This is a genomic window from Micromonospora sp. NPDC049230, from assembly GCF_040647875.1.
Lineage (GTDB): Bacteria > Actinomycetota > Actinomycetes > Mycobacteriales > Micromonosporaceae > Micromonospora.
This window is the reverse complement of the sequence record NZ_JBEZCZ010000073.1, coordinates 1-19,745: the sequence shown is the minus strand read 5'-3', so window position 1 is coordinate 19,745 and position 19,745 is coordinate 1. Positions and strand designations below refer to the sequence as shown.

General features: G+C 72.8%; 18 protein-coding genes. 14 read left to right on the top strand and 4 right to left on the bottom strand.

The window, feature by feature from the left end; genetic code table 11:
• Positions 1–75 precede the first annotated feature (75 nt).
• Together AB0A95_RS33785 and AB0A95_RS33780 are read right to left on the bottom strand one after the other, a co-directional pair.
• The gene (locus AB0A95_RS33785; protein WP_357559823.1) at positions 76–1,338 is read right to left on the bottom strand and encodes a nucleotide sugar dehydrogenase; all 1,263 of its coding nucleotides are present in this window, start codon (positions 1,336–1,338) and stop codon (positions 76–78) included.
• A gap of 124 nt (positions 1,339–1,462) precedes the next feature.
• Positions 1,463–2,836 carry a serine/threonine-protein kinase gene (locus tag AB0A95_RS33780; protein ID WP_357559822.1) on the bottom strand — a complete coding sequence of 458 codons (1,374 nt, stop codon included), beginning with the start codon at positions 2,834–2,836 and terminating at the stop codon, positions 1,463–1,465.
• A gap of 524 nt (positions 2,837–3,360) precedes the next feature.
• Between AB0A95_RS33780 and AB0A95_RS33775 the strand changes: the two genes are divergently transcribed.
• From AB0A95_RS33775 to AB0A95_RS33730, 10 genes are all read left to right on the top strand, one after another.
• The gene (locus AB0A95_RS33775; protein ID WP_357559824.1) at positions 3,361–3,993 is read left to right on the top strand and encodes an RNA polymerase sigma factor; all 633 of its coding nucleotides are present in this window, start codon (positions 3,361–3,363) and stop codon (positions 3,991–3,993) included.
• 16 nt (positions 3,994–4,009) lie between these two features.
• Positions 4,010–4,813 carry a hypothetical protein gene (locus AB0A95_RS33770; protein ID WP_357559821.1) on the top strand — a complete coding sequence of 268 codons (804 nt, stop codon included), beginning with the start codon at positions 4,010–4,012 and terminating at the stop codon, positions 4,811–4,813.
• 158 nt (positions 4,814–4,971) lie between these two features.
• Positions 4,972–6,210, top strand: a complete 1,239-nt coding sequence (gene egtA, locus AB0A95_RS33765; RefSeq protein ID WP_357559820.1) for an ergothioneine biosynthesis glutamate--cysteine ligase EgtA — start codon at positions 4,972–4,974, stop codon at positions 6,208–6,210.
• A complete protein-coding gene (egtB, locus tag AB0A95_RS33760) occupies positions 6,207–7,544 on the top strand; it encodes an ergothioneine biosynthesis protein EgtB (RefSeq protein ID WP_357559819.1) in 1,338 nt (445 codons plus the stop codon). Before egtA ends, egtB begins: the two co-directional genes overlap by 4 nt.
• A gap of 40 nt (positions 7,545–7,584) precedes the next feature.
• A complete protein-coding gene (gene egtC, locus AB0A95_RS33755; RefSeq protein WP_357559818.1) occupies positions 7,585–8,331 on the top strand; it encodes an ergothioneine biosynthesis protein EgtC in 747 nt (248 codons plus the stop codon).
• A 48-nt stretch (positions 8,332–8,379) separates the two neighbouring features.
• Positions 8,380–9,345: an L-histidine N(alpha)-methyltransferase gene (gene egtD, locus AB0A95_RS33750; protein ID WP_357559817.1), complete on the top strand. Its 966-nt coding sequence runs from the start codon at positions 8,380–8,382 to the stop codon at positions 9,343–9,345.
• A gap of 217 nt (positions 9,346–9,562) precedes the next feature.
• A complete protein-coding gene (locus AB0A95_RS33745) occupies positions 9,563–10,150 on the top strand; it encodes a TMEM165/GDT1 family protein (RefSeq protein WP_357559816.1) in 588 nt (195 codons plus the stop codon).
• Positions 10,151–10,189: 39 nt separating this feature from the next.
• A complete protein-coding gene (locus AB0A95_RS33740) occupies positions 10,190–10,552 on the top strand; it encodes a DUF1622 domain-containing protein (RefSeq protein WP_357559815.1) in 363 nt (120 codons plus the stop codon).
• Complete coding sequence (locus tag AB0A95_RS33735) at positions 10,549–10,893, top strand: hypothetical protein (protein WP_357559814.1); 345 nt, start codon at positions 10,549–10,551, stop codon at positions 10,891–10,893. Before AB0A95_RS33740 ends, AB0A95_RS33735 begins: the two co-directional genes overlap by 4 nt.
• Entirely contained in the window at positions 10,890–11,087 is a 198-nt protein-coding gene (locus tag AB0A95_RS33730) for a hypothetical protein (RefSeq protein WP_357559813.1), read from the top strand. The genes AB0A95_RS33735 and AB0A95_RS33730 overlap by 4 nt, the downstream gene beginning before the upstream one ends.
• Positions 11,088–11,101: 14 nt before the next feature.
• On the opposite strand, the gene nhaA is transcribed toward AB0A95_RS33730, so the two are convergent.
• Positions 11,102–12,460 (bottom strand): Na+/H+ antiporter NhaA, encoded by a 1,359-nt coding sequence (nhaA, locus tag AB0A95_RS33725; RefSeq protein WP_357559812.1) that lies wholly within the window; start codon positions 12,458–12,460, stop codon positions 11,102–11,104.
• A 327-nt stretch (positions 12,461–12,787) separates the two neighbouring features.
• Between nhaA and AB0A95_RS33720 the strand changes: the two genes are divergently transcribed.
• Positions 12,788–14,251, top strand: coding sequence for a polysaccharide biosynthesis tyrosine autokinase (locus AB0A95_RS33720; RefSeq protein WP_357559811.1), 1,464 nt, complete (start codon positions 12,788–12,790; stop codon positions 14,249–14,251).
• Here the strand turns inward: AB0A95_RS33720 and AB0A95_RS33715 are convergent.
• Complete coding sequence (locus tag AB0A95_RS33715; RefSeq protein ID WP_357559810.1) at positions 14,232–14,786, bottom strand: low molecular weight phosphatase family protein; 555 nt, start codon at positions 14,784–14,786, stop codon at positions 14,232–14,234. The genes AB0A95_RS33720 and AB0A95_RS33715 overlap by 20 nt on opposite strands.
• A gap of 168 nt (positions 14,787–14,954) precedes the next feature.
• Here AB0A95_RS33715 and AB0A95_RS33710 point away from each other — a divergent pair, with 168 nt between their 5' ends.
• From AB0A95_RS33710 to AB0A95_RS33700, 3 genes are all read left to right on the top strand, one after another.
• Positions 14,955–16,202 carry a glycosyltransferase family 4 protein gene (locus tag AB0A95_RS33710; RefSeq protein WP_357559809.1) on the top strand — a complete coding sequence of 416 codons (1,248 nt, stop codon included), beginning with the start codon at positions 14,955–14,957 and terminating at the stop codon, positions 16,200–16,202.
• 97 nt (positions 16,203–16,299) lie between these two features.
• Complete coding sequence (locus tag AB0A95_RS33705; protein ID WP_357559808.1) at positions 16,300–18,084, top strand: DUF4012 domain-containing protein; 1,785 nt, start codon at positions 16,300–16,302, stop codon at positions 18,082–18,084.
• A gap of 13 nt (positions 18,085–18,097) precedes the next feature.
• Complete coding sequence (locus AB0A95_RS33700; protein ID WP_357559807.1) at positions 18,098–18,727, top strand: hypothetical protein; 630 nt, start codon at positions 18,098–18,100, stop codon at positions 18,725–18,727.
• The last annotated feature ends 1,018 nt before the right edge of the window (positions 18,728–19,745 follow it).

The window sequence follows — 19,745 nt, the reverse complement described above, 5'->3', positions numbered from 1 at the left end:
CGTGGGCTGCCCCGCGAGTTGGCCGAGCGGGCGACCCGGCTGACCCGGCGGCGGGACCGGCCAGCGGTGCCGGGTCTACAGGCGCTCGACCATCGGGCCGACGCACCGGTTGCGGGTGTCGAAGACGTAACGCGCGTGTCGGGCCACCAGGTCGTAGTCGAAGCTGTCGTGGTCGGTGACCACCACCACCGCGTCGGCGGCGCGGACCTCCTGCTCGGTGAGCCCGACCACTGTGACGCCGTCCGGGATGTGGTGCGCCTCGGCGTACGGCTCGACCGCGTGCACCTCGGCACCCATGGCCCGCAGCCGGCGGGCCACGTCGATCGCGGGGGAGTCGCGCATGTCGCCGGTGTTCTTCTTGTACGCCAGGCCGAGCAGCAGCAGCCGGGCGCCGCTGACGGCCCGGCCGTCCCGGTTCAGGCCCGCCATGATCCGTTGCGCGACGTGCTCGGGCATCTCGTGGTTGATGTCGTTGGCCAACTCGATGAACCGGAACTGCCGACCGAGGCGGCGCTTGACCTGCCAGGACAGGTAACACGGGTCGATCGGCAGGCAGTGCCCGCCGACGCCGGGCCCGGGCCGGAACGGCAGGAAGCCGAACGGCTTGGTCTCGGCGGCGTCGATCGCCTGCCAGACGTCGATGTCGAGGTGGTGCGAGAGCATTGTCAACTCGTTGATCAGCGCGATGTTGACCTGGCGGAACGTGTTCTCGATCAGCTTGGTCAGCTCGGCCACCCGGGTCGAGTCGACCGGCACCGTGCGGTCCACGAGGCGCCGGTAGAAGTCGTCCACCCGGGCCAGCGACGCCGCGTCCACGCCGGAGACCACCTTCGGCGTGTTCTCCAACCGCCACGTCGGGTTGCCCGGGTCGATGCGCTCCGGGCTGTAGCCGAGGTGGAAGTCGCCGGGGCTGCGCAGCCCGCTTGCCGACTCCAGCAGCGGGCGCAGCAGCTCCTCCGTGGTGCCCGGGTATGTCGTCGACTCCAGGACCACCGTGCACCCCGGTCGCACGTACGGGCCGATGCCGACACCGGCCTGCTCGACGAAGCTCAGGTCGGGGGTGCCGTCGCGCAGCGGGGTCGGCACGGTGATGACGCAGATGTCGAAGCCCTCGGCGTCGGTGTACTCCGTGCTGGGGTTGTACCTGCCGCTGCCCAACGCGCGGCCCAGCCGGTCGGTGGGGATGTCCTCGACGAACGACTCCCCGGCGGCGAGACGCTTCACCCGGTCGGCGTCGACGTCGAGGCCGACCACGTCCAGCCCGGCCTCGACGGCGCGCATGGCCAGCGGCAGCCCGACGTATCCCTGACCGATCACGACCAGCTTTTCAGCGCTCACCCAGGCTCCTGCGGCAGATGGTGGATATGGCCTGCCGAGAGCGTAGAGGGGCGTTCGTCGCCCCACGTCCGTTTTGGGGATATCGGTGCTGGTGGGACTGTCGGCGCTGGGGCGAAACCGACGGTCAGTTGACTGTCGATCCCTCCGGACCCGCCGGGCTCTCCGGCGGGATCGACGGGGACGCCGATGGCGGTGGTGTCGCTGCGGTGGGCGGGGTGGAGGGCGTCGGGGTCGTCGCCGTCGGCGTCACCACCGGCGCTGTCGGGCTCGTCGTCTGGCTGGGTCGCGTGCTCGGCGTGGCGGAGATCGACGCCGACGGGGAGACGCCGGGTGACACCGACCGGTCGGGCCGGGTCGGGCCACCGGTGGTGACCTGCTCGTTGCCCGCCGGCAGGTCCAACGGGCCGCTCGGCACCGCCGTCGGCGAGGTGCTCGGCAGCTTGACCGCCGGGTTCTCGCTGGTCTTGTGCGTCGTGGCCAGGGCCACCCCGAGCCCGACAAGCGCGACAAGCACGGCCACCGCCGCGCCGACAAGCGGGGCCCGCCGTCGGGCACGCCCGGCCTGCGCCTCACCCGCCACCGCCGCGCCGGCCGCCACCTCGGTACGGCCGCCCGACCCGGCGTCGCGCAGCCCAACGGCTGCCGCCAGCGCGGTGGGCGGCTCGCCGCCGGTGACCGCGGTCCGGGCGGCCTCGGCCATCGCGGCGCCGCTGCTGAAACGATCCTGCGGGTCCTTGGCCAGGGCCCGGGACACCAGGGCGCGAACCGCCTCGGGAATCTCGTGCGGCAGCTCCGGCGGCTCGTCGTCGAGGTGTCGGACGGCGACCTGGAGCGGGTTGTCGCCGGTGAACGGCGGATTGCCGGTGAGGCAGCAGTAGGTGACAGCCCCCAGCGCGTAGATGTCTGTCGCACCGCTGACCGGTCGCCCGGCGGCCTGCTCGGGGGCCATGTAGAGGGCGGTGCCGGGCACCGCGTTGGTGCTGGTGATGCTGGTGATGTCGAGCGAACGCGCCACGCCGAAGTCCACCAGGACGACCGAGCCGTCCTCCAGCACGAGCAGGTTGCTGGGCTTCACGTCGCGGTGCACGATGCCGCCGCGGTGCGCCGCGTTCAGCGCGGAGGCGGCCTGGGCCACGATCGACATCGTCTCGGCCACGTCGAGGCGGCCGGCCGCCTCGATCCGCTTGGACAACGGCTCGCCGGCGACGAACTCCATCACCAGGTAGTCCGCCCGACCTGCGCCGTCGGGCAGGTCCTCCGCACCGCAGTCGAAGACCTGCACGATGCCGGGGTGCCGCAGCGCCGCCATGATCCGGGCCTCGGCCCGGAACCGGGCGATGAAGTCGGGGTCGGAGACCAGTGTCGGCAGCAGCACCTTGACCGCGACCTGCCGGCCGAGGATCAGGTCGACGCCACGCCAGACGTCGCCCATACCGCCGGTAGCGACGCGTTCGTCCAGGCGGTACCGACCGCTGAGCACGACCTCCGATGACAACACCGCAATACCGTACCCAGAGTCGCGCGCGCAGGCGCGACACGGGCTGTCGACCGAACGGGTGCCCCGCGCCGGTTTACCCGGCTGACCTGTGTGGACGCTGCGTCTCTGTGACGGTACGACGACGTGCCGTGACGAAAGCCGACATATTTCGATGAGCGCGCGCGCGACCATGGCCGAAAGGCGAGGCGAGGCCTGGTTTGCACCCTCTGGTCACGGGCAGTGACGACGACACGCCCGAACTGAGGGTTGATAATTGTCACTCTTCCGTGACAAGGTGCCGGCTTGTCGCGCCGTTGGCCCCGTCCTAGCGTTAGCCCGGCTCGGGCCGCCCCGGCGATCTCGACGGTCGGCGCATCGAGCCGACGACCCTGGCGTTGGCCCACCGGACACTCCGGCCCGACGACCTCGGTCCCTGGTGCAACCAGAAGGTGGAGGGCGGGGCGGGTGCTGGTCGGGCGGACGATTCGTACCGCGTGCTCCGCCGCGCCGCGACGGACCAGGCCGGCGCGACCCGTGGGCCGCCGATGAGCGGCGAGTTGGCGGAGGCGGTCAGCGCGGCGCAGGCCGGGGACGAGGACGCGTTCCGCCTGCTCTACCGCAGCCTCCAGCCGGGCCTGCTGCGCTACCTGACCGCCCTGGTCGGCGCGGACGCGGAGGACGTCGCGTCGGAGACCTGGCTACAGATCTCCCGCGACCTGCCCAGCTTCACCGGTGGCGAGTTCCGCGCCTGGACCGTCACCATCGCCCGCAACCGGGCGATGGACCACCTGCGCAGGCTGCGCCGCCGACCGTCGTTGCCGGTTCCGGTGCACGCGCTCGTCGACCTGGCCAGCGAGGCGGACACCGCCGAGGGCGCCAGCGAGACGATCGGCACCGAGACCGCCCTGGCGCTGATCGCCACCCTGCCTCCCCGCGAGGCCGAAGCGGTCCTGCTCAGGGCCGTGATCGGGCTCGACGCGGGATCCGCGGGCCGGGTGCTGGGCCGCCGGGCCGGTGCCGTTCGGACCGCCGCCCACCGCGGTCTGCGCCGCCTCGCCGCCCTGTTGGAGCGGCAGAACGCGGTCGAGCCGTCGGTCCAGGTCGACGGTGGGACGCCGCCCCGGGCGGGCAGCGGCCCCTCCCTGCGGGCGCCGCACGCCGAGCCGGCGGACGGCTGACGTGAGGGGATTCTGGATGAACCCGTTCCGGCGGGTCGACCACGCCGAGACCGAACGGCTGCTCGACGCGGCCCGCGCCGACCTGGGCGCCACGTCGGACCGGACCGGTCGGGGAGGGGACGCGGCGTCGCCGCAGGCCCGCGTACCCACGTCGCCCGGGCCCTCGACGGACCCGGTTGCGGGTTTGCTCGCCGCGGCCGCCGGCCCGGCCCGGCCCGGCGAGTTGGCCGGCGAGGAGGCCGCGCTTGCCGCGTTCCGGGCCGCGCGGGCCGATCCGACGCCGTCCGTGCCACAGCGGCCGCGCCGCCGCCGCCTCACCACCGGCGCGGTGGCCTGGATCGGCGCGGTGGCGGTCACCGCCACGGCCGGGGCCGCCTTCGCCGCGGTCACCCGGGACCGGGCTCCGGAACCTGTCGCACCGCAGCCGTCGCGGACGTCGCCGAGCCCCGAGGGGAGCGCACCCGCGTCCGGTGAGCCGAGTCGATCCGCGCCGCACGGCCCCCCGTCGCCGGGCCACCCGTCGTCGGGCGCACCGTTGCCGGGCCCACCGTCTGCGGGCCTACCGTCTCCGGGCACGCCGTCGGCACCCGGCGCGCCCGCCGGGGACCTGCACGGCCTGTGCCGCGCCTGGCAGGACGAGAAGCCCGAGGAGCGGGAGAAGGCGTTGCGCACGCCGGCCTTCGAGAGGCTCGTCGCCGCCGCCGGCGGCCCCGCCGAGGTCGAGGCGTACTGCCAGCGGTTGGTGCCCGAGCGCAAGCCGTCCGAGCCGGCGAAGCCTGGGCCACCAGCTCCGCCGACGGGCCGCCGCACCCACCGGTGACGGGCCCCCGCTGACGCGTTTCCGTTCCGCCCTGCCCGGGAAATTCGTCTGTTAGACAGAGGTTGGTGGCGCCGTGCACGCCCCCGGCGGGTGTCGGGGGGTGGGTTTACGGTGGCACAGTGTTCCGGAGTCGGCACACGGAGAGGGGATCCCGACCGTTGGTGACGTCACCCGAGTTGGACCGCGGGGCCATCCTGCGCGAGTCCGCAGCCGCAGTCCGGCACCTCGCCCGGATCTGCTTCAAGACCGGCCCACCCACACTCACCGGTGTCGAACTGGAATGGACAGTGCACGACGCCGCCGATCCCGCCCGACCCGTCGACCTGACGCGGCTCCGGGCGGCGCTGGGGCGGCACAGCCCCACCACGCTGGATGCCACAAGCCCGGCCGAGCCGCTGCGACACGGCGGCATGGTGACCGTCGAGCCAGGTGGCCAGGTGGAGATCTCCACCCCGCCCCGTCCCTCGGTCACCGCGTTGATCCAGGCCACCGAGGCCGACATCGCCCAGGTCACCGACCTGCTGGCCGCCGCCGGGTTGATCCTCGGCCGCAGCGGCATCGACCCACACCGACGGCCCCGCCCGGTGTTGGAAACTCCCCGCTACCGCGCGATGCGCGACGCCTTCGACAGGCATGGTCCGGCCGGCCGCACAATGATGTACAGCACCGCCGGCCTCCAGGTCTGCCTCGACGTCGGTGAGCCGGACCAGGTCGCGGCACGCTGGGCGGCCGCCCACGCGGTCGGGCCGCCGCTGCTCGCGGTGTTCGCGTCCGCCGACCGGCACGCCGGGCGGCGCACCGGATGGGCCTCCGCGCGGATGGCCGCCTGGCTGGCCATCGACCCGGCCCGCACCCGCCCGGTCTGGACCGCCGGCCGCGTCGACGAGGACCCGACCACAACCTGGATCCGGTACGTGCTGGCCGCGCCGCTGCTCTGCCTGCGCCGGCACGGCACGGACTGGACCGCCCCACCGGGTGTGACCTTCGCCGACTGGCTCGACGGCGCGTTGCCCCGACCGCCCACCACCGACGACCTCGACTACCACGTCAGCACCCTCTTCCCGCCGGTGCGGCCACGCGGCTACCTGGAGCTGCGCTACCTGGACACCCAGCCCGGCCGGGACTGGCGGCTCCCCCTGTCGGTGCTGAGTGCCCTCTTCACCGATCCGGGCACGGTGCGCGTGGCGCAGACGATCGCCGCGCCGGTGGCGGACCGCTGGTCGGCCGCCGCCCGGCAGGGCCTTGCCGATCCGGCGCTGGCCGCCGCCGCGGCGGCGCTGCTCGACCTGGCGCTGCGCACGCTGCCCCGGCTGGACCTGCCGACGGGTGTCCACGACGAGATCGAGCGCGGAGTACAGCGGCGGCTCGCCGCCGCGACGGAAGGACGAGACAGATGAGCGTGAGCACGACGGGGCACACCGACGGGGAGCGGCTGCGCGACCGGATCGCGGCGGAGCTGGCCCGCGCCCGCGCCCGCACGACGCTGCTGACCGAGGTGGTCGACGACGGAGATCTGCTGCGCCAACACTCGCCGCTGATGTCGCCACTGGTCTGGGACCTCGCCCACGTGGGCAACCAGGAGGAGCTCTGGCTGGTCCGCGACGTCGGGGGCCGCGAGCCGGTCCGGTGCGACATCGACGAGCTGTACGACGCGTTCAAACAGCCCCGCCGGGACCGCCCGGCGCTGCCGCTGCTGCCGCCCGCCGAGGCGCGCGCCTACCTGACCACCGTCCGGGACAAGGTGTACGACCTGCTCGACTCGGTGGCGTTCACGGATCGGCCGTTGGTCGCCGACGGGTTCGCCTTCGGCATGATGGTGCAGCACGAGCAGCAGCACGACGAGACCATGCTCGCCACCCACCAGTTGCGGTCGGGGCCGGCGGTGCTGCACGCCCCGCCGCCGCCCGAGCCGTCCGCCCGGGTCACCGGGGAGGTGCTGGTGCCGGCCGGCGAGTTCACCATGGGCACCGACACCGACCCGTGGGCTCTGGACAACGAGCGCCCGGCGCACCGCGTCGACCTGCCGGCGTACGTCATCGACGCGGCTCCGGTCACCAACGGCCAGTACGCGGCCTTCATCGCCGACGGTGGCTACACCGATCAGCGCTGGTGGAGCGCGGCCGGCTGGGCCCACCGGGTGCGGGAGCGGCTCACCGCGCCGATGCACTGGCGTCCGGACGGCGACGACTGGTCGTACCAGCGCTTTGGCCGGTGGAGTCGGGTCCGCGCCGACGAGCCGGTGGTGCACGTGTGCTTCTACGAGGCGCAGGCGTACGCGGCGTGGGCCGGCAAGCGGCTGCCGACCGAGGCCGAGTGGGAGAAGGCGGCCCGGTGGGACCCGGCCACCGGGCGGTCCCGCCGTTATCCGTGGGGCGATGACGACCCGACCGAGGCGCACGCCAACCTCGACCAACGTCATCTGCGGCCGGCGGCGGTGGGCGCGTACCCGGCCGGCGCCTCGCCGTTGGGTGTGCACCAGCTCATCGGTGACGTCTGGGAGTGGACGTCGACCACGTTCAACGGGCATCCCGGTTTCACGGCGTTTCCCTACCGCGAATACTCGGAGGTGTTCTTCGGCGACGACTACCGGGTGCTGCGTGGTGGTTCGTTCGGCACCGACCGTTCGGCCTGCCGGGGCACCTTCCGCAACTGGGACTACCCGATCCGGCGGCAGATCTTCAGCGGTTTCCGCTGCGCCCGCGACGTGCGGCCGGACGAGTCGTACCGGTGATCCACAGCGCGCTCGGCGGTCCGCCGGGGACGGTCTGCTGATGTGTCGTCACCTGGCCTACCTGGGGCCGCCGGTCACCCTGTCCGAGGTGCTGTTCGACCCCGCGTACTCGCTGGTGCGGCAGTCCTGGGCGCCGCGCGACATGCGAGGCGGCGGCACCGTCAACGCCGACGGGTTCGGGGTCGGCTGGTATCCGGACGACGGCGAGCCGGTGCGGTACCGGCGGGCGCAGCCGATCTGGAGCGACCCGACCATCGCCCAGCTCGCGGCGGTGACCCGCACCGGTGCGTTGCTCGCGGCGGTGCGCTCGGCCACCGTCGGGATGGCGGTGCTCGACGGCGCCGCCGCGCCGTTCGCCGAGGGGCGGTGGCTGTTCAGCCACAACGGTGTGGTTCGCGGCTGGCCGGACGCGGTGGCGCCGCTCGCCGCCGGGCTGCCGGTGCGGGACCTGCTCACCCTGGACGCCGCCACCGACTCGGCGTTGCTCTGGGCGCTGGTGCGGCATCGGTTGCGCGCCGGCGAGGACCCGGCCGACGCGGTCGGGCGGACGGTGGCGGACGTGGCCGCGGCGGCCCCGGGGTCGCGGCTCAACCTGCTGCTCACCGACGGGCGACGCGCGGTCGCCAGCGTGGCCGGGCACGCGTTGTCGGTTCGCGAGAGCCCGGGTTCGGTGCTGCTGGCCTCCGAGCCGCACGACGACGATCCGGGGTGGCGGGCGGTGCCGGAGGGGCACCTGGTCGTGGCCACGCCGGGGGAGGTCCGGGTACGTCCGCTGCCGATCCGGTGAGCGCCACCGGTCGGGGCACCACCTTTTGTTCGAACAGAGAGGCGAATCATGACCGCGGAACCGTTGGAGATCTACCTCGAAGAGCACGACCTGGAGCGCGGCCTGCGCGACGACGTCCGGGCGGGGCTGAGCGCCGGGCAGAAGTGGCTGCCGCCGAAGTGGTTCTACGACGCTCGGGGCAGCGAGTTGTTCGAGGAGATCACCCGGTTACCCGAGTACTACCCGACCCGGGCCGAGCGGGCCGTGCTGGCCGAACGCGCTCCCGCCATCGCGGCGCTGACCGGGGCCAAGACGCTCATCGAGTTGGGTTCCGGCTCGTCGGAGAAGACCCGGCTGCTGCTGGACGCCTTCACCCGGCGGGGCGGCCTGGGCACGTTCGTCCCGCTCGACGTGTCGGTCAGCGCGCTGCGCGGTTCCACCGCCCAGATCGCCGCCGACTATCCGGGCCTGCGGGTCCGGGGCATCGTCGGCGACTTCACCCGACAACTGGACCGGCTGCCCACCGGCGGCCGTCGGCTGGTGGTGTTCCTGGGCGGCACCATCGGCAACCTGCTGCCCGCCGAGCGGGCCGGGTTCCTGACGGCGATGCGCGGCGCGCTGGAGGTCGGCGACTGGCTGTTGCTCGGCACCGACCTGGTGAAGGACCCGTCGGTGATCGTGCCCGCCTACGACGACGCCGCCGGGGTCACCGCCGAGTTCAACCGCAACGTGTTGCGGGTGATCAACCGGGAGTTGGGCGCGGACTTCGACCCGGGGGCGTTCGCGCACGTGGCCCTCTGGGACCCGACCCACGAGTGGATCGAGATGCGGTTGCGGGCGACCCGCCCGATGCGGGTCCGGGTGTTGGACCTGACCGTGGACTTCGCCGAGGGAGAGGAGCTGCGCACCGAGGTCTCGGCGAAGTTCCGCCCGGAGGGGATCGCCGGGGAGCTGGCCACGGCGGGCTTCGCCGCGACGGAGTTCTGGACCGACCCGGACGGGCTCTTCGGGGTCACGCTGGCGCGGGCGCGGTGAGCGGCGCACCCACCCGGGCCCGGTCCGGCGGTGATCCGATAGGCTGGACCGGCGAAGGGGAGTAGCCCCCAATGTCGTGGTCGACATACTGGTGCGTTCCGCATCCGGCCACGCGGCCCCGGTTCTTTCGGGGCGGGCGAGACCTTCGACTCAGGCTGTTGCAGCCGGGTCGAGGGCGCCCCTGTCACCTCCTCCCGGCGTGAACGGGAAGGATGTCATGGAGGGATTTCTCGCCGCGCTGGTCATCAGCTTCGGCGTCATCTTCGTCGCCGAGCTGGGGGACAAGTCCCAGTTGATGGCGTTGACCTTCGCCACGCGGTTCAAGCCGATCCCGGTGCTGATCGGCATCACCGTCGCCACGGCGGTGGTGCACCTGGCGTCGGTGGCCATCGGCGTGGGTCTCGGGGCGGTGTTGCCGACCGACTGGATCTCCCTGGTGGCCGGTGTGGCGTTCCTCGGCTTCGGCGCGTGGACGCTGCGCGGTGACAAGCTCACCGAGGAGGAGCGGCGCAAGGCGGAGAAGACCAGCAAGACCGCGATCGTGGCGGTGTCGGTGGCGTTCTTCCTGGCCGAGCTGGGCGACAAGACGATGCTCGCCACGATCACGTTGGCCACCAAGTACGGCTGGTTCGGCACCTGGCTCGGCTCCACCATCGGCATGGTCGCCGCGGACGCGCTGGCCATCCTGGTCGGGCGGATGCTCGGCCGCCGGCTGCCGGAGAAGGCCATCAGGTACGGCGCCGCGATCCTGTTCGCCATCTCCGGCCTCTGGCTGATCCTGGAGGCGGTCAACGAGCTGACCTGAGTGCCGACTAGCTGGCCCGTGTTCGGGTAACGGCCTGCGGTGGAGCCGGCCGAGCTGTTGCGCCAGGGCGACCAGGTGCTGGTCGCCGTGGTGGAGGTGGCCGGCGCGCTCGTCATCTTCGTCGGGGCGGTCTGGGCGGCGGTGCGGTTCGTGGTCGAGGGGCTGCGACACCGCACCGCCGCCGTCTTCACGCCGATCCGACTGTCGCTGGGCCGGTTCCTGACCCTCGGCCTCGAATTCCAGTTGGCGGCCGACGTGCTGCGCACGGCGGTGTCCCCGTCGTTCGACCAGATCGGCCAGCTGGCCGCGATCGCGACGATCCGAACGGCGCTGAACTACTTCCTGGGCCGGGAGATCCGTCAGGAGCAGCGGCAGGTGGTCGAGGGGGAGCGTCGGCAGTGACCGGCGTCCTGATCATGGTGGTCACCGCGCTGGCGCTGCTCGTCGGGGTGGTCACCGCGCTGAGCACCGGGGCGCTGCGGACCGCCGTACGGGTGTTGCTGGACCTGCTGACCGCGGCCGGCCTGCTCCGGCTCGTCGGAGAGCCGGGGTGGAACGGTCTGGCCGGCGCGGTGGCGATCATCGCCCTGCGTCAGCTGCTCGGGGCGGCGCTGCGCAGCTCGAAGAGCAGCTCACCGCCGTCGTTCGGGCGACAATCCCCGCCGCGCTGCGCCGGCGACGATCAGCACCTACCGTTGGCGGTGAGAGGCGAGACCGGGGACAGCGGGAGGATGACCACATGAGCCGGCACGACGAACCGAACGAGTACGGCTACGCCGGCGGCGCCACCGCTCCCGAGCCGCCGTCCGGGGGTAAGCCGGACGAGCAGGATCGTGCCGAGGAGGTGGCGGTGCCGGGCGACGACCTCACCGCACCGGCGGCGGAGGCGCTGGTCGAGGAGACCGAGGAGCCGCCGCCCGCCGAGCGTCGCCGCTGACCCGCGGCCGCCGTTCACCTGTCGTAGGGCCGCTGGTAGACGTCGGGCACCCCGTCGCCGTCGGCGTCGACCCGCTCCCGCCGCGCCACCCGGCGGTACGTGGCGTTGCGGCGGACGAGCACCGTGGCGGCCAGCCCCGCGGAGAGCACCGATCCGAGCAGCACTGCCACCTTGACCCGGTCGTCGGCCGGGCTGCCCGCGCCGAAGGCCAGGTCGCCGATGAGCAGCGACACGGTGAACCCGACGCCGGCCAGCAGGGCGATCCCGAGCAGGTCCGACCAGGTGATGTCCTCGTCCAGTTCGGCACGGGTGAACCGGGCCAGCAGGTACGTCGAGCCGAAGACGCCGATGCTCTTGCCGAGCACGAGTCCGGCGACGACGGCGATCACCACCGGGTCGGTCAGCAGGGCGCCCAGGTCGGTGCCGCGCAGGGTGACGCCGGCCGCGAACAGGGCGAAGATCGGCACCGCGATGCCGGCCGACACCGGCCGCCACCTGTGCTCCAGGTGTGCCGCGAGCCCGCCCTCATCCGCCCCCGTAGCGGTGCTGCCCGGCTGGCCGCCGGCCGCCCGGCGACGGGCGAGCACCGGCACCGTGAAGCCGAGCAGCACGCCGGCCACCGTGGCGTGCACCCCGGAGGCGTGCACAAAGGCCCAGGCCGCGGTCGCGAGCGGGATCAGCGCCCACCACCAGGTACGGCCGCGCCGCACCAGCACCGCGAAGAGCCCGATCGGCGCCAGCGCCGCGAGCAGCGGGACGGGGTGGAAGTCGGCGGTGTAGAAGACCGCGATGATCGTGATGGCGAACAGGTCGTCGACCACGGCGAGGGTGAGCAGGAAGGCACGGAGCCCCTGGGGCAGGTGTGAGCTGACCAGCGCGAGCACGGCGAGCGCGAAGGCGATGTCGGTGGCGGTCGGGATGGCCCAGCCGCGCAGGCCCGGCCCACCTCCGGCCACGACGACCGCCACGTAGATCAGCGCCGGCGCCAGCATGCCGCCGAGCGCGGCCACCACGGGCAGCGCGGCCCGGCGCGGGTCGCGCAGGTCACCGGCGACGAACTCCCGCTTGAGTTCCAGGCCCACCACGAAGAAGAAGACGGCCAGCAGGCCGTCCGCCGCCCAGGTGGCCACGTCCAGGTCGAGGTGCCAGGGCGCGCCGCCGGGCCAGGGCACCCAGTCGCCGAGCCGGGTGTACGCGTCGGACCAGGGCGAGTTGGCCCAGACCAGCGCCGTCACGGCACCGAGCAGCAGCAACGCGCCACCGACCGTCTCGGTACGCAGCACGTCGGCCAGGCGCCGGGCCTCGGGCCAGGACGATCGGGCGAACAGCCGGGCCTTGCGCCGCTTCGACGGTGGTGGGGAGGGGGCGGTCATCTGCGGGGTCACCTCGGGAGATCAGGACGGCGGAGATCCACTCGCCGACCAGACTTCCCGGCACACCGCTGTCGACCTTATCCGGGCTCGTGCGCGGCGGCGACCACCGGGGTCGTTCGGTCGGCCGCCGACTTTTCCCCGGGTCTCGCCGCAGCCGAATGCACCTTTGTCCGGTTGGTTATGCGGGCGCATGAGTCAGAGTCAGAACCACCTAACTCCGGACATAAGCCGTATGAGCCGCTTTAATGGTTTCACGAGTTGACAGACGACCTTGGGGGTTTTCGTGAAGTTTTTTGGCGTAACCGGACCGACGCGGAGGCGCTCCTGATGGACCTGCTCCGCCAATTGCGCCACGTGCGTCGGCACTGGTGGGTCGTGCTGGTCACGGTCATGGTGGCCCTGGGCGCCTCGGCGTTCCTGACCGTACGGGCACAACCCCGGTACGTCGCCTCGGTGACCTTCTTCGTCACCACCCCCAACTCCGGCGTCAGCGACGCCTACCAGGGTGGGCTCTTCCTCCAACAGCGCGTCAAGTCGTACGCCGATCTGCTCACCAGCGACCGGCTGGCGCAGAGCGTGGTGGCCGACACCCCGGTGGGCCTCACCGCGGACGAGGTGCGCAGCCGGGTGACCACCTCCACCGAGACCGGCACCGTGCTGCTGCGCGCCTCGGTCAACGACACCGACCAGACCCGGGCGTTGCGGGTGACCGAGTCGCTGGCCGCGAAGTTCGTCGACCTGGTGCAGAAGGTCGAGACGACATCCGAGGGCAAGGCGCCGATCAAGATCGAGGTGGTCAGCGGGCCGCGGGTCAGCGCCAGTCCGGTCTCGCCGCAGCCGACCCGCAACCTCACCCTCGGCGGGCTGATCGGCCTGATGCTCGGCGTCGGCCTGGCGATCCTGCGCGGCGTCGCCGACGTCCGACTGCGCGACTCCGCCGGCCTGCAACGCGCCACCGGCAGTCCGCTGCTCGGCGAGATCCCCTACGAGAGCAGCGCCCGCACCGAGCCGCTCATCATCGGCGACGCGGCGACCTCGGCCCGCGCCGAGGCGGTCCGCAAGCTGCGCACGAACTTGCGCTTCGTGGACGTGCACGAGCCGGCCCGGGTCATCGCCGTGACGAGCGCGTTGCAGGGCGAGGGCAAGACCACGCTCTCCTGCAACCTGGCCATCGCGCTGGCCGAGGCGGGGTGGCGGGTGCTGCTTGTCGACGCGGACCTGCGCCGCCCGAAGGTCGACGAGTACCTGGGCCTGGACGCCGGCGTCGGCCTCACCGACGTGCTCGTCGGCGACGTGAAGGTCGGTGACGTCGTCCAGCGCTGGGGCGACAAGTCGATGCTGGTGCTCCCCAGCGGTTCCGCACCGCCGAACCCGAGCGAGCTGCTCGGGTCCAAGGCGATGTCGGATCTGCTGCTGGCGCTGCGGGAGTCGGCGGACATCGTGATCATCGACACCGCTCCACTGCTCGCGGTGACCGACGGCGTGGTCGTGGCCGTGCAGGCCGACGGCGCGCTGCTGGTGAGCCAGCAGGGCCGTACCTCGCGGACCCAGGTGGCCGCGGCGGCCCGCGCGCTGCACTCGGTCTCGGTCCGGCTGCTCGGCTGCGTGCTGAACATGGCCAAGGTGGCAAAGGCCGAGGCGTACCAGTACGAGGCCTACCGCGTGGTCACCTCGACACCTCCGGTGTCGGTGCCGGCGGACCGGGTGATGTCCGGCCGGCACAGCGAGGCCACCACCGGGGTCAACGGCGTCGCCGACCACACCCAGGAGCTCACCCGGCTGCCCCGATGAGCGCGGCGAGGGGTCGCAGCGACCGTTCGATCTCCTCGGCGCAGCGTCGGAAGTCGGCGGAGGTGCCGCCGATCGGGTCCCGAAGGTCGTCCGCGTCCGGGGCGGCGGGTTGCAGCCGTCCCCGGGCCTGGGCGACGGCGGCGATCGCCGCCCGCAGCGGGTCGTCGGCCGGCTCGGCAGGCGGCTCGGCCGCCGCCGCCAGCCGGCCGAACTGGCGCAGGGTGAACGTCCGGTGCAGGGCGCTCGGCGCCAGCGCGGTGCAGATCGAGCGCTGGCGCCGGGTGGCGGTCAGCACCAGCGTCGCGTCCACCAGGTATTCGGGCCGCAGACCGCGGGTCCGGAACGCCGCGGCGTCCGCGCCGCTCTCCGTCGCGACCTCCAGGGCGTACGGATGCATGGCCAGCCCGTCGACCGCGTCGGTGCCGGCGCTGGCCACGGTGACGGGCCGGTCGGCCAGCAGGCGGCGGGCCAGATGCTCGGCCATCGGTGACCGGCACAGGTTGGCGTGGCAGACGAACAACACGCGATCAGTCATCGGTGCCCCTCTCGTCGGTGCGGACGCGGACGGCCACACCGCGAGGACGGTGTGTCGGTGCCGGCGGCCGCGCAGGGAGGGGTTGTCGGCATCGTACGCGGGCCGTCCACCCGGCGGTCGGGGTGCCGCGCCGGCCGTCGCCGATTCACTGTGGACGGGGGCACAGCGGTGAAGATCGGCATCCTGTCGTACCACTTCCCGCCCGAGCCCGCGTTCATCCCCGGCAGCCTCGCCGAGGAGTTGGCCGCGCGGGGGCACGAGGTCCGGGTGCTCACCGGGTTTCCGGACTACCCGGGCGGGCACGTCTATCCCGGCTGGCGACAGCGTTGGCACCACGAGACGCACAGCGAACGGTTGACAGTGCGGCGGGTGCCCCGCTACCCGGGAGGCGCCACGTCCACCGGCGCCCGGATGGCCAGCTACCTCTCCTTCGCCGGCAGCGCGACGCTGGCCGCGCGCCGCTACCTCAGTGACGTGGACGCGCTGTACGTCTTCCAACTCCCGGCCACGACGTTCGCCGCCGCGGGGGTGCTCCGGCTGCTCCGGCAGGTGCCCGCGGTGCTGCACGTCCAGGACGTCTGGACCCGCGACGGCGTCGACGAGGCGGGCGAGGGGCGCTGGGTGGCGCGGATGGGCAGCGCGATGACCCGGATCTACCGGTCCGCCGCGCGGATCGCGGTCGCCGCGCCGTCGATGCGGGATCTGGTCGTCGCGGCCGGCGCCGAACCGGACCGGGTCCGGCTGGTCCTCAACTGGACAGACGAGCGGATCTTCTATCCGGCGACGCCCGGCGCGGCGGCCCGCCAGCTGGTCCGCCGAGACGGTCGGTGCGTGGTGATGCACGCCGGCACGATCGGCGCACGGCAGGGGCTGGAGACCGCCGTCCGGGCGGCCGCGGCGCTGGACCGGACGATGGACCTGGTCCTGGTCGGTTCGGGCTCGGCCGAGCGGAAGGTCCGGGGGCTCGCCGCCGAGTTGGGCGCGGCCAACGTCCGCTTCGTGGAGCGACGGTCTCCTGTCGACATGCCCGAGCTGTACGCCGCCGCCGACTATCAGCTGGTCATGCTGCGCGACCTTCCGGAACTGCGCGGCACGGTGCCGGGCAAGCTCCAGGCGGCACTCTCCTGTGCCGCCCCGGTGATCGCGTCGGCCGGCGGGGACACCGCGGAGCTGGTCGAGCGCGTCCGGGCCGGGCTGTCCTGCCCACCGGAGGACTGGGCCGCGCTGGCCGACCGGTTCTGGCTGGCCGCCACCATCCCGCCGCCGACACGTACCGAGATGGGTCGCCGGGGGCGCACGGCGTACCTGCGGGAGATGTCGCTGCCCGCCGGGGTGGACCGGATCGAGCGGCTGCTGCACGAGGCCGCGGGACGGGTCACGGAACCATCCGGCGAGCTGCGAAGGAAATTCGCTTAAAGGGCGAAGAGCTGAATAACGGTACGAAGTTCCCCGATGCGTGCTAAGAACGTCAGGGAACCGACCATCTGTTCGGTTCCGCGAACGGGAGTGTGGTGTGACGGAAAGCGAACGGCCGACCCGGCGGCGGAGCCGGTCCCGGCGCCGTCGGCGTGCCCGACTGCGACGGGCGCTCCTCGGTGCCCTGGTCGTCGGCTCGCTGCTACTGGCGACCGGCGGGTGGATCGGCTTCCGTGGCTGGCAGGCGCGAGCGCACCTGCTCAACGCCGCCGGCCTGGCCCGGGAGCTGAGCGCCCAGGTGGTGGGCGGGGACACCGACCGTGCCCTGCGGACGCTCGACGCCCTTCAGGAGCAGTCCGGTGCCGCCCGGGCGGCGACGGGCGATCCGAGTTGGCGGCTCGCCCGGCGTACACCGGTCGCGGGTGACGATCTCGACGCCGTCCGGCGGATCGCCATCGCCATCGACGAGTTGGCCCGGGAGGCCTTCCCGACCCTGCTGCGGACGGACCTGACCAGGTTGGTGCCGACCGGTGGACGGTTGGATCTCGCCCGGCTCACCGCTGTCTCCACCGAGCTGACCGGCGTCAACGAGTCGGTGCAGCGGACGCGCCGAGACCTGGGCGCGGTGCCGACCGACAGGCTGGTCAGCCAGGTCCGGCAGGCCCTGACGGACCTGCGCGACGAGATCGACCGACTGGCCAGCCTCACCACGGCCGCCGATCAGGGCGCCCGCCTGCTGCCGCCGTTGCTCGGCGCGAACGGGCCGCGACGCTACCTGCTCGTCTCGCAGAACCTCGCCGAGTTGCGTGCCACCGGCGGCATGTTCGGCGCGTACGCGATGATCGAGGCGGAGAACGGCGCGGTGAAGATGGGCAAGCAGGGCAGCAGTGCCTCGCTCGGCCGCTTCACCCCGGCGCTGAAGGTGCCCGCCGAGACCCGGGCCATCTGGACCGACCTGCCCGGCATCTATCCCGCCGACGTCAATCTGTCCCCGCACTTCCCGACCGCCGCCACGCTGTACCGCGAGATGTTCCGGCGCTCGACCGGCACGACTGTCGACGGTGTGCTGGCCGTTGACCCGGTGGTGCTGTCGTACCTGCTCAAGGCGACAGGCCCGGTGCTGGTGCCCGGTGGGGTCCCGCTCGCCAGCGAGAAGGTCGTGCAGACCCTACTCAACGACAGCTACCAGCGGCTGAACGTCCGGCAGCAGGACGAGTTCTTCGCGGCGTCGGCGGCGTCGGTATTCGACGCCTTCTTCAAGAAGAATGTCAACCCACGTGTGTTGTTGTCCGCATTTGACCGTGCTATCACCGAACGGCGGATATTGTTCTGGAGTGCCCGACCTGAGGAACAGCGGACATTCGGTGCGAGCCGGATGGCCGGGACGCTTCCGGAGCAGGACACCGTGCCGACCGTCGGCGTCTTTCTCAACGACGGCAGCGGCGCGAAGCTCGGCTACTACCTGCGGCCGACGGCGAACCTCACGGTCGGTGAATGCCGACCCGACGGCCGCCGCGAGCTCCGGCTGCGGGTGGCCCTGCGCTCGACCGCGCCGAAGTCCGGACTCAGCGAATCCGTCCTCGGGCTTGGTCTGGCTGGCGACCCGTACACCGCTCGCACGTTGGTGTCGATCTTCAGCCCGGCTGGCGGGGCGGTGCTCGAGGCCCGGCTCGACGGGGCCGAGACGGCGCTTGGCAGTGGCACGGAACGCCGCCGTCAGGTGGCGACCGCCAGCGTCGACGTCGGCCCCGGCGCCGAGAGGGTGCTGGAGGTCAGCGTGCTGACGGCCAAGACCGGCGTCGGGCAGGCCGAGCTGTGGCTGACCCCCACCGCCAGCCCATGGACCACCCAAGTTCATTCCGCACCAAGCTGTGACCAGTAGGAGGGAACCAATCATGCGGCTATCCCGCATCATCATGGCGCTCACGGTCGGCCTGGCCGTGGTGGCCGTGCCGACGGCAGCGGGGGCGGCACAGCCGCAGCCGACGCCAAGCGCGACCACCGACCCGCCGCAACCGCCCCCGTACCCGCCAGCCGCGGCCTCGTTGACCGTCAGCCGGCCGACGATCTTCCTGGGCGAGTCGGTAGTGCTGTCCGGCACCGGCTTCGGCCCGAACGAGACCGTCGACATCGTGGTGACTGTGGCTCCGCTGGCTGCTCCGGCCGGCGGTCAGGCTCCGGCTCGCCGCAGCGACGGCAGCACCGTGGCGATGGCCGCGGTGGCCTACCAGGCGAGCGCGCCGCTGAACTTCACGGCGTACACCAACGCCCAGGGAAGCTTCAGCAAGAGCTACACCCCCTCGGTGACGGGTCTGCTGACCTTCACCGCCACGGGCCGGGAGTCCGGCCGTACCGCCAGCACCGAACTGCGGGTGCTGCACAAGAAGCAGCCGCTGCCGGTCACCGGTGACAGCATCGGCACGCCCATGAAGCTCGGCGGCGGCCTGGTCGGCGCCGGAGTGGTCATGCTGCTGCTGACCCTGGCCTGGCGTCGCCGCCAGCGCCTCGGTGGTGCCGCGCACTGATCCGCACACCACCGGGCCCTGCCCGGATCGCACCTGAAGCTGGCGCCCGTCGGAACACTCCGACGGGCGCCAGCGTCTGCGTCCCGGTTTGGGGCCCGCCCGGGCGCGGGATGTCCGACGTGGGCGTGCCCGCCACGGCTGAACCAGCTTTGGGTGCTGTCGGTCTCGGCGCGTTGGGCGCTGCCTGGGTGCGCGCGCGGTTCACCCGGCTTCGGAGGTGCCCAGATCAGCTCGGTCGACCAAGCCAGGCCGAAACGTGAGGCCGTACGCACCCGTTGTCCGTCTCGCCGCTCCCGCACGTGGACGACCCGCCTTGATCGACTCGGGGTTTGCTGAAGTCGGGGTGTCCGGGCGTCCGGGATGCCCCGACTTTCATGAACCCGAGTGGATCGTGCCCGCTGGTGGTGGATCGGGGTCGTGGGCGCGGCGTGGAGTGGGTGGTTTGTCCGGTCCGGGGTCGCTGTGGGCGGTGACCGGTCGCACCCGTGGGCCGGAATCGTGGCCGGGTCGGGGTCGTTACACATCCTGACGATCGCAGCACCACCGGCCCGACGCCCGACCCGCAGGGTGTGGGATGCAGGCCCGGCAGGTTGGAATGCCGACCCGGGCCCGGTCGTTGCAGTCCCCACGAACGACCGCCCGCCCGCCTCCACGCAGGTGCCGGCAGGCGGGCCACCCCGGGAATGACCCCGACCTCCGGGTCGTTGCAGTCCCCACGAACGACAGCAGGCCCCGCCTCCACGCAGGTGCCGGCAGGTGGGCCACCCCGGGAATGACCCCGGCCCCCGGGTCGTTACACCCGGACCCTGGCGCCACGAGCCCCCCGCTCGCAGGCCGCCGACCTCGACGCCAGCAGCGCACCCCGGCCCGCAGGCGTCGAAACCCCCAAGACTTTCCCCCTTGTGTCTGTGCAGCGCCGGACTAGGTGCTCACACCCGCGGTCGCCGTTGCCCCGATCGGTGCGCCCCGGGTGTTCTACCCCCGAAGGAGCTACCCCCATGAACACGATCATGCGTAA